This is a genomic window from Actinacidiphila acididurans, from assembly GCF_016918855.1.
Classification (GTDB): domain Bacteria; phylum Actinomycetota; class Actinomycetes; order Streptomycetales; family Streptomycetaceae; genus Actinacidiphila; species Actinacidiphila acididurans.
The window spans coordinates 14,669-28,557 of sequence record NZ_JADKYB010000045.1 but is presented as its reverse complement, the minus strand read 5'-3'; the positions used below and the strand labels follow the sequence as shown (position 1 = coordinate 28,557).

The following is a 13,889-nucleotide window of genomic DNA, read 5'->3' as shown; positions in this document are numbered from 1 at the left end:
ACCCCCGCCTGGCGAACCGCACCACCGACGCCCCCGCCGACACCCCCACCACCCCCGGCCGAAAACATCCGTGACGCACACCACACCAGCCCCGTACAACCCCGAACACCCAAGCGCACAGCGGTACATGGCGATCCGGAGCCCCGGCGCGAAGCCCGACCCGTACACTCGGTCTAGTGACATGTCCCGGGGGTGGCGGCAAGATGGGCCGTCCGTGACGACAGTCGTACATCAGCCGTGATTTCCGGCCGTACGCGTGCTCGCCACGATGTCCGCCCGGGGCCGGCCCGGATCAGCAGCACCACGTAATACGCAGCACCATGCGGCAACGCAGCACCATGCGGTAACAGGGAGGACGCGTCTCGTGAGCAGCCGGCCATCCAGAGGCGCTGCTCGCCTCGCATCGATACTGGACGCCCTCCCCGACGCGCTGTTGCTGGTCGACGTCAACGGCACAGTGGTCAACGCGAATGCGATAGCCCTGGAGACGTTCCAGTCGCCGGGGACCGCCCTGGTGGGGCGCGGCCTGCTCGATCTGCTGCCGGCCTTCGACCCGAAGCGGATCCCGGGATCGATGCGCAGCGCGCGCGAGGACTCCGAGGAGCCCCGGACCAAGCCCACCCGGATGGTGGCCCGGCGCACCGACGGCACGGAGTTCCCGGTCGAGCTGACCAGCGCCAACCTGGAGGGCAACCGCTCCCCCTACGCCGACTACGGCGACGGCCTGCCGCACTACACCGGTGACGAACTGCTGATGCTGGTGGTCCGCGACCTTCAGCACACCGTGGACACCGAGGTCGAACTCGCCCGCCAGCAGCGGCAGACCGAGATGATCCTGCGGGCCGCCGCCGAGGGCGTGGTCGGCGTGGACACCGCCGGCAAGGTCGTACTCGTCAACCCGTCGGCCGCGCAGATCCTCGGCTTCCGCGCCACCGATCTGGGCGGCAAGGAGCTGCACCCGCTGGTGCACCACTCGCGGCCCGACGGCAGCCCGCTGACGTACGAGGAGACCCCGCTCGCCGACACCCTGCGCTCCGGGCGCAAGCACCGGGTGCGCGGCCAGGTGCTGTGGCGCAAGGACGGCACCGCGGTGCCGGTGGACCTGACGACTGCGCCGGTACGGGACGGGGAGCAGCTGGTCGGCGCGGTGATGACCTTCACCGACCGGACCCCGATGGACGCGCTGGCCGCCCGCAACCTGCAGCTCAGCGCGCTGCTGGACTCCTCGCTGCGCGGCCCGCTGGCGGAGCTGCACGCCGAGCTGACCGGGCTGGCCGCCGACCCGGCCGGGCAGCTGTGGCCCGAGGCCAACCAGATCCTGCACCACCTGTCCGCCGGCTACGCCCGGATCACCACCCTGATCGACAACGTGCTGGCCTTCCAGCGGCTCGACCGCGGCGAGGACAAGCTCCAGCGCGCGGACGTCGGCCTGGACGACGTGGTCAGCGCGGCCGTGGAGGGCGCGGTCGAGCTGATCGGGCCGGGCCGCGCGCAGTTCGCCGTGCACGCCCCCGAGATCCAGGTCGACGTGGACGGGCCGCGGATGGCGCAGGCGCTCGCCCACCTGATCGCGGACGTGGCCGGGGTGGACTCGGCCGGCACCGCGATGGCTTTCAGCGGCGACTCCACCATCGTGGTCGCGGCCGCGCAGCGCGGTGACGCGGTACGGATCGACGTCCGCGGCCCGCACGCCGGCGGCAACCCGGTGCACCTCCCGCTCGCCCGCGGCGTCGTCGAGAAGCACGGCGGCGTGCTCCAGACGCACGAGGTGCCGGGTCAGGGCAGCGCCTATGTGCTGGAGTTCCCGGTCGGCTCCGTCACCGGCGCCGCCGCGTCCCCGCGCCGGACCCGCGCCAAGTCCGCCGCCGGGACCGCGGACGAGCAGTCCGCGGACGGCGCGCCGGCGGACGCGGGCACGGATCCGGAAGCCGCGGCTGACGGCAAGGCCGGGCCGGTCCCACCCCAGGGCGCGGCCGGGCAGCAGCAGGGGGCCGACGCGGCGTGGGCGATCCCGGCCGCGGCGGACCAGAGCGATGCCGCCGCCCCGACCGGCCGGCGCCGGGCGCTGCGGCGTCCGGGCGACGCCGAGAGCGCGGCGGCAGCGGGCGACGGGGCGTCCCAGGCCCGGCCCAGCGGGCGGCGGGGGCGCAGGGCGCGCCCGGAGACGGCCGAGGCGGAGAGCGAACGGCCCGAACTGCCCGCGCCGCCGATCCCGAACGCCCTTCCGCCGGCCGGTGGTTCGGGCGAGGGAACGGGCCGGCGGGGCCGGCGCGAGGTGGAGCCGGCCGGTCCGGTGCCGCCGGGCGGTGTGCCCGTGCCCGTGCCGCCGCAGCCCGCGGCGCCGCAGCAGGGTCCGGTGGCGGTACGGCGGCAGGGCCCGCCGCCGCTGCCGCTGCCCGAGGGGTGGCCGGCGGCCACTCAGGACCAGGCACCGGCCGACGCCAGCGGGCGGCGGGCGATCGCGCACCCGGAGCACGCCGAGCAGTCGGGGCAGCCGGGACCTTCCGGGAAAGCCGGGCCCTCCGAGCAGGCGGGCCCCGGCGGGCAGGCCGGTCGGCCGGGTCAGGGCTGGCCCGCGGCCGCCGGACAGGCACAGATTCCCCAACTCCCGCAGGCCCCGCAGATTCCGCAGGTCCCGCAGATTCCGTCGCAGGGCCGGCCGCAGGGGCCGGGTCAGGCCCGGGGACCGGTGCCGCCGGTCCAGGGTCCGGGCCCGCACGCCCCTCGCGAGCAGGGCCCGCACCAGGGACCCGGGCAGCAGACGCCCGGCCGGGGACAGGGCCAGGCCCCGACCCAGGGCCCGGTGGCCCAGCAGCCGGACCAGAGCCGTGACCCGGGACAAGGCCGAGGCCAAGGACCCGCGCAGGGCCAGGGCCCGGACGGCACGCGGGGCCCCGTACCACCGCAGCCCGAGGGCGGGTGGCCCGTACCACCGGCGCCCGCGCCAGGGATCCCGGCCCCCACGCCGCCCGCGCCCGCGGCCCCCTCACCGGCACCCACCCAGGACCAGAACCTGCCCGCGCTCCCGGGCCAGCCCTCGTGGCCGGTGGCCGGCGGGTCGGCGCAGCAGAGCGTCAGCCGGATCCCGACGACGCCGAGCACTCCGCCGGGCCGGGGTCCGGCGCAGCAGGAGGCGGCGGGCGGCGGGCACGGCCGGGCCATCAGCGTGCGCACCCTTGGCCAGAGCGTCCAGCCGTACGGCACCGAGCAGCCGCCGCAGACCCCGACGCAGACCGTGCAGGCACAGCACCCGCAGGGGCTGCCCGCGCAGGTCGCGGCCGGCGGTTCGGGACGGCGCCGCAGGCTCACCCCGCCGCCGCAGGCGGAACCGCAGTCGCAGGTGCCCGCCCAGCCGCAGGCACCGGAGCAGCCGCACGGCCCGGGCGGACAGGCCCAGGCCCGGCAGCACCCGCAGGCGGACCCGGACGGCCGGATCGCGCTGCCCGGCGGGCGGCCGGCGGCACCGGACCAGGCGGCTCCGGCGACCCACACGGCCCCCGTCGTCCCGGGACCCCAGCCGCCGCAGCCGGCCGTGCCCGGCGCCGTACCGGTGCCCCCGCGCCCGCCCGCCGCGGACCCGAACCACGCGCCTGGGCGCTCGTACGCGATAGGCGCGCCCGCCGAAGGGGCCGACGAGGGGCCGGAACCGCTGGACGGGCCGAACGGCGCGGTCGACGTCACCGACCTGCCCGACTCCGCCGCGGACCCGGCCGATCAGGACGACCTCCGGGATGAGCCGCTCGACGAGCCGCGCCGCCTGCTGGTGTGGCCGGAGCCGGACGTGTCGACCCGTCAGGCGCTGACCGACCGCGGCTACCGGCCGGTGATCGTACGGTCCCGCGAGGAGGTGGACGCGCAGGTCGCCGAGCCGCCGGCCGCGCTGTTCGTGGACCCGCTGACCGGGCCGATCACCCGCACCGCGCTCCAGTCGCTGCGGCAGGCCGCGGCGGCGGCGCAGGTCCCGGTGCTGGTCACGGCGGGTCTCGGCCAGGCGACGCGGGAGGCGGCGTACGGCGCGGACCCTGCCGTACTCCTCAAGGCGCTGGCACCGCGGGACAGCGAGCAGCACCCGCCACGGGTACTGCTGGTGGAGGGGCACGAGCCGATAGCCCAGGCGTTCGCCGCGACTTTGGAACGGCGCGGGATGCAGGTCACGCACGCCGCATCCGAGACGGACGCGATGTCCAGGGCGGCCACCGTGCACCCCAACCTGGTGGTCATGGACCTGATGCTGATCCGGCGCCGCCGGCAGGGCATCGTGGACTGGCTGCGCGGCAACTCGCGGCTGACCAACACGCCGCTGGTCGTCTACACCTCGGCCGACATCGACCCGGCCGAGCTGCCGCGGCTGGCGTCCGGGGAGACGGTGCTGTTCCTCGCGGAGCGGTCGACCAGTACGGATGTGCAGTCGCGGATCGTGGATCTGCTGGGGAAGATCGGGGCATGAGCGGGGGCCGCCCGGCGGTGGGCGGCCCCGTACGGCGGGGTGAGCTGCAGGAGTGAGGTGCGGCCGGGTGAAGCGGCTGCTCAGAGCAGGGTGACGTCCAGCTCCCCGTCCGCGTACGACTTACGGATCACCTTCTTGTCGAACTTCCCGACACTCGTCTTGGGCACGGATTCCAGCACCGCCCACCGCTCGGGTACCTGCCAGTGCGCGACGCGCCCTTCGAGGAAGTCGCGCAGGGCGGGGTAGTCGGGCGCGGCGCCGGACCGGAGCACGACGGTGGCCAGCGGGCGTTCGCCCCAGCGGTCGTCGGGGACGGCGACCACGGCCGCCTCGGTCACGTCGGGGTGGGCCATCAGGTGGTTCTCCAGGTCGACCGAGGAGATCCATTCGCCGCCGGACTTGATGACGTCCTTGGCCCGGTCGGTGAGGGTGAGGTAGCCGTCCGGGGAGATGACGCCGACGTCGCCGGTGCGCAGCCAGCCGTCGGGGCTGAACTTGTCCTCCGGGCGCTCGGGTTCCGCGCCGGCCCCGCCGAAGTAGGCGCCGGTGATCCACGGCCCGCGCACCTCCAGCTCACCGGCCGACGTGCCGTCCCAGGGCATGACCGAGCCGTCGGGGCCGATCAGCCGGGCCTCGACGGAGGCGGGGAACCGGCCCTGGGTGAGCCGGTAGGCCCATTCCTCCTCCTCGTTGACCCCGGCCGGCGGCTGGGCGACCGTGCCGAGCGGCGAGGTCTCGGTCATGCCCCAGGCGTGGCACAGCCGCACCCCGAGCTGTTCGTCGAACGCCTTCATCAGGGCCGGCGGGCAGGCCGAGCCGCCGATGGTGACCTGGCGGAGCGAGGAGACGTCGCGCGGGCGGGCGGTCAGCTCGGCGAGCAGGGCCTGCCAGATGGTGGGTACGGCGGCGGCGTGCGTGGGGCGCAGCGTCTCGATCATCTCGGCCAGTGGGGCGGGCTGGAGGAACCGGTCGGGCATGATCATGCTGACGCCGGCCATGAAGGCGGCGTGCGGCAGCCCCCAGGCGTTGACGTGGAACATCGGCACCACGGGGAGGGTGCGGTCGTGGGCGTCCAGGCCCATCGACTCCTTGGTGGTGACCTGGAGCGAGTGCAGATAGACCGAACGATGCGAGTAGACGACGCCCTTGGGGTCGCCGGTGGTGCCGGAGGTGTAGCACATGGCCGCGGCCTCGCGTTCGTCCAGCTCGGGCCAGGGGTACGCGGTGGGCCGGCCGGCGAGCAGTTCCTCGTACTCGTGCACGGCCGGGCGGCAGCCGTCCAGCAGCGAACGGTCGCCGGGCCCGACCACCACCAGGTGCTCGACCGGCTCCAGGTGCGGCAGCAGCGGGGCGAGCAGCGGCAGCAGCGAGCCGTTGACCAGGATCACCCGGTCGGCGGCGTGGTTGACGATGAAGGTGAGCTGGCCGGCGGGCAGCCGCAGGTTGAGGGTGTGCAGGACCGCGCCCATGGCGGGGACGGCGAGGTACGCCTCGAGGTGCTCGGCGTTGTTCCACATGAGGGTGGCCACGCGGTCGCCGCGCTCGATGCGCAGGACGTCACGCAGGGCGTGGGCGAGTTGCGCGGCGCGGTCGCCGGCCTCCCGGTAGGTACGCACGTGCGGGTCGCCGTCCCCGGTCCAGGTCGTCACGGTGGCGGCGCCGTGCACGATCCGGCCGTGTTCGAGGATCCGGCTGGTGAGTAGCGGCGTGTCCTGCATCGTGCTCAGCACAGCGGGCCTCCGGCGGCGACGGCGGATGGGTGTGTCCGCGATTCTGGCCGCATACCGCGCGGTATGTCACTACCCGGTACGGGTGCGGTGGGGGCGCCGGTGGGTGGGGGTACGGGTCGGGTGGTCAGACAGGGTCAGGCCACGCAGGGCTCCAGCTCCGGGTCGTCGCGCAGCTTGCCCAGGGCGCGCGAGACGGCGCTCTTGACGGTGCCGACGGAGACGCCGAGCGTCTGCGCGGTCTGCACCTCGCTCATGTCCTCGTAGTACCGCAGGACCACCATGGCGCGCTGCCGCGGGGGCAGCCGGGCTATCGCCCGCAGCAGGGCGTCGCGCTGGGCCTGCTGTTCGGTGAGGTCGGGAACGTCGGTGACCGGCTCGGGCACCTCGTCGGTGCAGAACTCGTCCACCCGGCGCTTGCGCCACTGCGAGGTCCGGGTGTTGACCAGGGTGCGGCGCACGTAGCCGTCCACCGCCCGGTGGTCCTCGATGCGGTCCCAGGCCAGGTACGTCTTGGTGAGCGCGGTCTGCAGCAGGTCCTCGGCGTCGGCGGGGTTGGGGGTGAGCGTGCGCGCGGTCCGCAGCAGGGTCGGGCCCTTGGTCCGTACATAGGTCGTGAACGCCGGGAACTGCGTGGGGGTGGCGGCGCTGGTGCGCACAGGCGTGGTCATGACTCCACGCTAGGAGCCGGGGGCCGGTCGGCGGATCGGCCGCAGGTGCCGCAGCGGAATCCCCCTCAGGTCGTAGGACGGGGGCAGGCCCCACCTCCCGAGGGGGGAGCCGGGCGGGTCCGTCCCGGAGGGGATCGGCGGCGGGCCCGTAGGGGACGGTACCGGGGGCGTACGCCGGGGCGTATGCGGGGCGTATGCGGGGCGTATGCGGGGTCGCCCCCCGGGATGTACGTGGGCGGGTCCGCGGGGGCGGCTGCGGGGCCGCCCCCGCGGGCGGGACAAGGAGGGACGAGGGGGGCGGCGGGTCAGCCGACCACGGCCACGGGGGCGTCCACCAGGTCACGGTCGATGGACAACTGCTTGCCGCCGTGCGATTCGGTGACGCTGCCGGTGTACTGGTGGATCCGCGCGTGCGGCGTCCAGGCACCGTCGGCCAGCACGGGCTCGCCGGTCAGCGTCGCGCTGACGCCCCAGCGGGCGTACCAGATCACGTCGGGCAGGTCGCCGGCGCCGGCCCGGCGGGCGTTCTCCATGTGCTGGACGCCGGAGTCGGCGCTGCTGTAGAAGCCGGACAGGTAACCCTGCGCGTGCACTTCGCGGGTGAAGGCCCGGACGTACTTCAGGGTCACGTCGGTGCAGGAGGTGTCGGAGATGGTGTACGACTCCATGTCCAGGTAGAGCGGGCTGCCGGGGGCGAGGCCCAGCGCCTTGGCGCGCTGCACCGCGTCCGTGCCCTCGCTGGTGCCCTGCGCGGTGGGCCGGCTGGTGTCGATGCGGTACGGGTTCTTGTTGCTGCCGGTGACGCAGGGGGCCTGGGAACCGACGTAGATGGGCAGCAGGCTCCAGCCGTCGGCGGTGGTCTGCCGTACCCAGTCGGGGGTGAGGTTGGTCTGCGAGGAGCAGGCGCGGGCTCGGCCACCGAAGTAGATGCCGGTGGCGCGGTAGGTGGACTGGGCCCGCCAGGCGCGCATGGTGGCCAGGTCGGGGGCCTGGCAGGTGTCGAAGGCGCGGCCGGTGAAGATGTTCGCGGCCGGGCCGGCCGCGTTCGCCGCGGTGGACGGGAACAACAGGCCGGCCAGCGTGAGCGCTCCGATAAGGACGTAACGGACGAACGTACTCTTTTCGCTCATTCCGTGAGTGAAATATGACGAGCCGTCAATTCAGCGCAGACACGCCGCCGCCGGGCCGTCCGGGTGACGGTTCGGGTGACGGTTTGGGTTGTTCCGGGGGGCCGCGGGGGTCTCCGGGGTTCAGAGCGGCGCCTGGGCGCTTTCGGGCTGCTCAGACGCCCACGGCCAGAAGTTTTCCACAGGCTGTGGACGAAAGTTGCGCGCCGTGTTCCTGTACGGCTGCGGCGCCGGCCAGGACGGCCCAGCGGGCCGCCGCCACGAGTTCGTCGCCCTCGGCGAGCCGCCAGGCCAGCGCGCCGGTGAACGCGTCGCCCGCGCCGGTGGTGTCCACGACGGGCACGGCCGGGGCGGGCAGCTTCGTCGTACGGCCTTCCCCGTCGACCACCACCGCGCCGGCCGCTCCGAGGGTGACCACGGCGGACCGTACGCCCAGCAGCGGCACCAGGTCGGCGGGGCGGGGGCGGTCGGTACGGCCGGCCAGCAGGACCCGCAGCTCGTGCTCGTTGACCACCAGCGGATCGGCCGCGGCCAGGATCTCGGCCGCGTACGGCGCCGCGGTCAGCGCCTCGGGCGGCGACGGGTTGAGCACCAGGCGGGACGCGTGGCGGGCTGCGGCGCGTACGGCGTCGAGCGGCACCTCGCACTGGACCGACACCACGCGTACGGCGGCGGTGACGGCGGCCCGCACCCGCGCCTCGGTCAGCGAACGATTGGCCCCCGGGGCCACCACGATCGTGTTCTCCCCGCTTTCCGCGACCGTGATCAGCGCGATTCCGGTGGGCGCGTCGGCGGCCGTGGCGAGGGCCGTGGTCGCCACGCCCGCGGCGCCCAACTCGGCCGCGAGCCGCTCGCCGTACGCGTCCTGCCCCACGCACCCGCAGAAGGCGACCCGCGCGCCGAGCCGGCCGGCCGCCACGGCCTGGTTGGCGCCTTTGCCGCCGAGATGCACGGCCAGCCCGTCGCTGCCGAGCACGGTCTCCCCGGGCGCGGGGTGCCGGGCCACCCGTACCACCAGGTCGGCGTTGGCCGAGCCCACGACGAGGAGGGAGGAGGCGCGGTCCGGAGAGGTGGTGGGGGTGCTCATGGGGCTCATTGTGGTGCAGGGGCGGCGGCGCGAGGGCGTACGAACGGGCGCGCGGTGGCACTCGGTGTGCCGCCGCGCGCTGGTGGTCAGGGCGCCGACGTCGTCCGCGCCGGGCCCGGTCCCGTCCCCTCGGACCGGTGTCGGACCGTCACCAGAGCTGCGTGAAACGGACGTTGATGTTGTCCTGGCGGATCGCGGTGAAACCGGAGCCCACCACGCCGGCGTTGTTGTTCTGGTTGGACGCCCCGGCACCGTTGGCCGCCTGCTGGGTGGAGGTCACGTTGCCGGAGTTGGCGCCGCCGACGAAGTTGCCCCCGGCGTTCCTCACCACCCCGGCGGTGGAGTGGCCACCCGCGAAAGCGCCGTCGTCCGCCGCGGCCGTCCCGGCGAACAGCACCGCCGCGACGGGCAGCGCACCGAGAACGGCCAGGACACGACGGGTACGAGTGATTGCCATGCTGTTCCCTCCCAGGGGAGAATTCCTGCTCTTCGGCCCTTGGCTTTCGGCTCTTCGGGCTTTTCGGCTCTTGGCTTTTCGGTTCATCGGCGGGACGGCCGGCCGACCGCTCCACCGCCTTCTCGGCGTCGCCGACAGCAGATTGCCCGAGCCGCGCCGGACCGATTCGCGGTACGAATCCTTTTCGCCCCCACGCGTGACGATCTGTCAATAAACCTGCCCTCCGGTCCGCATTGACGCGCACGAGGGGCGCGCCGCACACCGACTGCTGACCTCCGCCGTCCGGCCCGCGTGACCTTTCCCACACCGCCCGCGCCGAACGCGCAGGTCGTCAAACCCCCAGCGCGCCAACAGTCGTCAATCTTTGCAAGAGCATCACAACTGCCCCGCATACTCTCCGGGCTCGGCTGTTACCGTTTCACGCTGCCCGCGGGCACTACGTGAACATGCCACCAGCTCTGTCAAGCTGCGCTGCACCCACAGAAAGACCGCGAATGGACTACTGCTACTCGTGCCGTCGGACCCTCAACGGGGCCCTGGTGTGCCCGGGGTGCGGCGCGTACGCCCCCGACATAGCCCCGCCCCCCTACCACCAGGAGGACGAGCCGGCCGGCACCGCGGGTTGGCAGAACCCGGCCGCCCCCGCCTCCGGCTACGAACCCGGTTACCGCTACGACTCCGCGGCCCGCGCCGAACACACCCGCGCGGCCACCGCTGACCTGCCACGAGCCGGCGGCCACCCCGACTTCGCCTCGGCGTCCGGCTCCGCGTCCTCCCAGGCGCTCGCCCTGCTCTCGGAGATCGCGCCGGTGGACCGCGCCGACGGTGCCCCCGCCGCCACCGCGCTCCTGCCGGCCGCGGCCGCCGCCGACCCGGGTGCCGGGCTCACGGCGCACGAGGGGCCCCACGCGCCCGACGCCGAACCGGTGCTCGGCCCGGCCGCCATCGCGCCGACCCTGCACCGCGGCCGCGCGGCCCGGCGCCGGCAGATGGCCCGCTGGCAGAAGAACCGGCGCCGCGCCGGCGCCGCCGCGGCCTTCGCCCTCTTCGGCGGCGGGCTGACCATGGCGGCCATGCCGCACCACGCCGGCAAGAGCGGCACCACCGCCTCGGCGGTCACCCCGGTGAACCTCACCTCGCTGCCGTCCGACGAGAGCACCCTCACTCCCCAGACCCCGAACGGCACCCCGGGCGCCACCCCCTCCCACGCCGCGACCACCTCGCAGCAGCACGGCCACGGCGCCCCGACCCTGCCGAATGCCCAGCCCGGCCACCGCACCGCCGACAACCTGGCCACCGTCCCCTCGGCGTCCCCCTCGACCGCCCCGGACGGCTCGACGGGCAAGCAGGTCACCTACGACGGCAGCGCCGCCACCCCGTCGTCCTCGTCCAGCACGCCGAGCGGCACCACGACCGCCCCTCCGTCCTCCACCGGCTCGAACTCCGGCGCCGGCACGACGGGTTCCGGCTCCGGCTCCACCGGTACGACCGCGGGCTCCGGCACCGATTCCGGCTCGGGCTCCACCGCCACCGGCTCCGGTTCCGGCTCGGGCAGCTCCACCTCGACCCCGCCGGCCTCGTCCACCACCACCCCGCCGCCGTCCTCGACCGCGAGCACGCCCCCGCCGCAGCAGCTCTGCCTGCTGGTCCTCTGCATCGGCTGAGGTTTCGAGGCCCCCGGGGCCCGGGTCCCGAGCAGGGGACCCGGCAGCCCGGCAGGGACTCGTCATCGCGTCACCCATGCCGCCTCCCGCCCGGCCGCCAGGCCCGCGGCGCGAGGCGGCTGTGGCGTGTGGGCTGCGGAATGAGCCGCCGCGGGTGCGGCTCGGCTCGCAGGCGGGTCGGCCCCCTGGACGGCTCGGCTCGCGGACGGGTCGCTTCCTGGGACGGCTCGGCTCACTGGCGCGACTCGGCCCCGAAGTACGGCACTGGCCATAGGTACGGCTCAGCCCGCGCGCCTGCCCCCGCCTGTGCCCTTCGTCCCGGGTGTCCGGGTGCTCTTCTTGGCGGCCGCCTTCTTGGTGGTCCTCCTCCCACTCGTGCCCTCGGCCTTGTCACCGGCCCCGCTACTGGCCCTGTCGCCGGCGTCGCCCCCGGCCTCGTTGTCGGTCGTCCTCCTGGTCGTCCCCTTTCCGGCGGCTTTCTTGGCCTGGGCCTTCTTCGCCGCGCTCTTGCGTCCCTTCCGCTCGTGCAGGTGGGTGACCTGGGCGCCCTGACCGCCCTCGTCTCCGTCCCCTCCCTCGCCCGAACGGGAGGTACGGGCCCGGTCCACGCTCGCCCGCAGCGCGGCCATCAGGTCGACGGTCCCGGCCTCCTCCGCCTCGGGCTCCGGCGCGTGCGGCGGCTCCGCGCCCTCGGCCTTCGCGGTGATCACCGCCTCGACCGCCTTGGCGTACTCGTCGTGGAAATCCGCCATGCTGATCCCACTCATCGACTCGATCAGCGCCTGCGCTCCTGCCAGCTCCTCCTCCGACACGTCGAAACTTCCCCTTGGCGCCGCGTCCCCGGCCGACCGCACTTCGTCGGCCCAGTGCAGCATCTCCAGCACCAGCACCTCGTCACGGGCGTGAACCAGGGCCAGCCGCTCGCTGCCGCGCATGGCCAACTTGCCCACCGCCGCCTTGCCGCTGCGGGCGAGCGCGTCCCGCATCAGCGCGTACGGCTTGTTCGCCGCCGGCGACGACGGCGAAAGGAAGTACGGCTGGTCGAGCTGCTCCGGCGGCACCGCGGCCAGGTCGACGAACCCGCTGACCTCGATCGTCTTCAGCGTGGGCAGCGGCATCCTGTCGAGCTCCTCGTCGGTGATCTCGACCAGCGTCCCGTCCGGCGCCTCGTACGCCCGCCCGATCTCCTCCTGTTCGAGGACCTGCTCGTCCAGCTCGCACACCTTGCGGTACCGCACCCGGCCCATGTCCTCCGTATGGACCTGCCGAAAAGCGATCTTGTGGCTGGAGGCCGCGGCCTCCACCGTCACCGGGATGGTGACCAGCGAGAACGTCAGGCTGCCCGACCAGATCCGCGGCATGCCTCTGCCCCTTTGCTCCCTCTTCCCCCCTTCTGCGACGATTCAGCGCCAGCCTAAGCCGCACCCCTCGCTCCCGCAGGTCGCGGCCGCGCACGACGCCGACTCGCCGCTCTCGCGTGTTCGAATTTTGTTCGAGTAGAGTGACAGTACGGAGGTGGTCGGAGATGGCGCACGAACAGTCCGGGTCGCCGGGCGCACACATCCTGCACATACGGTGCCGTCCGGGTACGAACCAGGCCGACTACCGCACTCTGCTCACCCTCGTCCACGACGTCACCCCTGTCCTGCAGGCCCTCCCGCCTGCCGCCGCCCTGGCCGACGTCGCCGGCGCCCTGCGCTACTGGGACGCCAGCCCTTACGACCTCGCCCAGCGCATCCGCGTCCGCGCCCTGGCCAGTCTCGGTATCGACGTGCGCATCGGCGCGGGCCCCAACTGGACCGTGGCCGCCATGGCCTCCAAGGGTCCGAACCCGGTGACCGCCGTGCCCGACACCCAGGAAGCGGTGCGCGCCTTCCTCGATCCGCTGCCCGTGGGCATGCTGCACGGCATCGGCCCCGTCCAGGAGCAACGACTCAGCGGCTACGGCCTGACCACCGTGGGCATCCTGGCCGCCACCCCCGAGGACACCGTCCAGCGGATCCTCGGCGGCAGGGCCGGCCGTCTGCTGCGCGACCGCGCCCGCGGTATCGACCCGCGTCCGGTCACCCCAACCGCCCTTCCCGACACCACCAGCGAACGCCGCACCTTCGACACCGACATTCTCGATCCCTCCTTGATCCGTACCGCTCTCCTCGACATCGCCGTCACCCTGGGCGACCGCCTGCGCATCCGCCATCAGGCCGCCGCCGGCCTCACCCTCGAACTCGCTTTCAACGACGGCTCCACGCTCGCCCGCACCCGCCGTCTCCCCGAACCCACCGCCCACACGGAGGACCTGCGCACCTCCCTCTATCGCATGTTCGACGCCCTCTCTCTCCAGCGCGCCCGCGTCCGTGGCCTGACCGTCGCCGCCGACCGGCTCACTCCTTCCACCACCGCGGGCCGTCAGCTCACTCTCGACCGCGCTCGCGAGAACCGCCTGCGCACCGAGCCCGTCATCGACGCGCTGAACACCCGGTTCGGCCCCGGTACCGTCCGCCCGGCCAGCCTCTGGCGCAAGGCCGGCTGATCGGTCCCGCCCGCCCTGCCGCCTTCGCCCTCTCTTTCTCTTCGGGGCCCCTCTCTCCTCGTGGCGCGCGTGCGCCCGCCCGTCCGTTCCTCACGGCCGCACCTCCGTCCTCTCTCATGCATGCCGCCCGGACGACTCGAATGACCCGGTCATCCCGAAAGTCCGGAACAGCGCCTCGC

Annotated in this window: 9 protein-coding genes; 3 read left to right on the top strand and 6 right to left on the bottom strand. The window is 74.1% G+C overall.

Annotated elements, in window-relative coordinates:
• Positions 1 to 364 precede the first annotated feature (364 nt).
• Positions 365 to 4,447: a PAS domain-containing protein gene (locus tag ITX44_RS40110; protein WP_205365070.1), complete on the top strand. Its 4,083-nt coding sequence runs from the start codon at positions 365 to 367 to the stop codon at positions 4,445 to 4,447.
• A gap of 80 nt (positions 4,448 to 4,527) precedes the next feature.
• On the opposite strand, the gene ITX44_RS40105 is transcribed toward ITX44_RS40110, so the two are convergent.
• From ITX44_RS40105 to ITX44_RS40085, 5 genes are all read right to left on the bottom strand, one after another.
• Positions 4,528 to 6,177 (bottom strand): long-chain fatty acid--CoA ligase, encoded by a 1,650-nt coding sequence (locus tag ITX44_RS40105; RefSeq protein WP_205365063.1) that lies wholly within the window; start codon positions 6,175 to 6,177, stop codon positions 4,528 to 4,530.
• 134 nt (positions 6,178 to 6,311) lie between these two features.
• Complete coding sequence (locus ITX44_RS40100; protein WP_205365060.1) at positions 6,312 to 6,845, bottom strand: SigE family RNA polymerase sigma factor; 534 nt, start codon at positions 6,843 to 6,845, stop codon at positions 6,312 to 6,314.
• A gap of 305 nt (positions 6,846 to 7,150) precedes the next feature.
• On the bottom strand, positions 7,151 to 7,975 hold the full coding sequence (locus ITX44_RS40095; RefSeq protein WP_205365058.1) for a DUF1906 domain-containing protein: 825 nt from the start codon (positions 7,973 to 7,975) through the stop codon (positions 7,151 to 7,153).
• Positions 7,976 to 8,126: 151 nt separating this feature from the next.
• The gene (locus ITX44_RS40090) at positions 8,127 to 9,059 is read right to left on the bottom strand and encodes a ribokinase (protein ID WP_205365056.1); all 933 of its coding nucleotides are present in this window, start codon (positions 9,057 to 9,059) and stop codon (positions 8,127 to 8,129) included.
• Between the two features lie 148 nt (positions 9,060 to 9,207).
• On the bottom strand, positions 9,208 to 9,516 hold the full coding sequence (locus ITX44_RS40085) for a hypothetical protein (protein WP_205365054.1): 309 nt from the start codon (positions 9,514 to 9,516) through the stop codon (positions 9,208 to 9,210).
• Positions 9,517 to 10,010: 494 nt separating this feature from the next.
• Here ITX44_RS40085 and ITX44_RS40080 point away from each other — a divergent pair, with 494 nt between their 5' ends.
• Positions 10,011 to 11,180 carry an SCO2400 family protein gene (locus tag ITX44_RS40080; protein ID WP_205365052.1) on the top strand — a complete coding sequence of 390 codons (1,170 nt, stop codon included), beginning with the start codon at positions 10,011 to 10,013 and terminating at the stop codon, positions 11,178 to 11,180.
• 281 nt (positions 11,181 to 11,461) lie between these two features.
• Here the strand turns inward: ITX44_RS40080 and ku are convergent, their stop codons facing one another.
• Positions 11,462 to 12,541, bottom strand: coding sequence for a non-homologous end joining protein Ku (gene ku / locus ITX44_RS40075; RefSeq protein WP_205365050.1), 1,080 nt, complete (start codon positions 12,539 to 12,541; stop codon positions 11,462 to 11,464).
• Positions 12,542 to 12,705: 164 nt separating this feature from the next.
• Between ku and ITX44_RS40070 the strand changes: the two genes are divergently transcribed.
• A complete protein-coding gene (locus ITX44_RS40070) occupies positions 12,706 to 13,710 on the top strand; it encodes a DNA polymerase Y family protein (protein ID WP_205365041.1) in 1,005 nt (334 codons plus the stop codon).
• The last annotated feature ends 179 nt before the right edge of the window (positions 13,711 to 13,889 follow it).

What these genes read in the sequence shown, in the direction of transcription:
- ITX44_RS40080 (WP_205365052.1), top strand. Translation starts at nt 10,011, where the DNA reads ATGGACTACTGCTACTCGTGCCGTCGGACCCTCAACGGGGCCCTGGTG.
- ITX44_RS40100 (WP_205365060.1), bottom strand. Translation starts at nt 6,845, where the DNA reads ATGACCACGCCTGTGCGCACCAGCGCCGCCACCCCCACGCAGTTCCCG.
- ITX44_RS40095 (WP_205365058.1), bottom strand. Translation starts at nt 7,975, where the DNA reads ATGAGCGAAAAGAGTACGTTCGTCCGTTACGTCCTTATCGGAGCGCTC.
- ITX44_RS40070 (WP_205365041.1), top strand. Translation starts at nt 12,706, where the DNA reads ATGGCGCACGAACAGTCCGGGTCGCCGGGCGCACACATCCTGCACATA.
- ITX44_RS40090 (WP_205365056.1), bottom strand. Translation starts at nt 9,059, where the DNA reads ATGAGCACCCCCACCACCTCTCCGGACCGCGCCTCCTCCCTCCTCGTC.
- ku (WP_205365050.1), bottom strand. Translation starts at nt 12,541, where the DNA reads ATGCCGCGGATCTGGTCGGGCAGCCTGACGTTCTCGCTGGTCACCATC.
- ITX44_RS40085 (WP_205365054.1), bottom strand. Translation starts at nt 9,516, where the DNA reads ATGGCAATCACTCGTACCCGTCGTGTCCTGGCCGTTCTCGGTGCGCTG.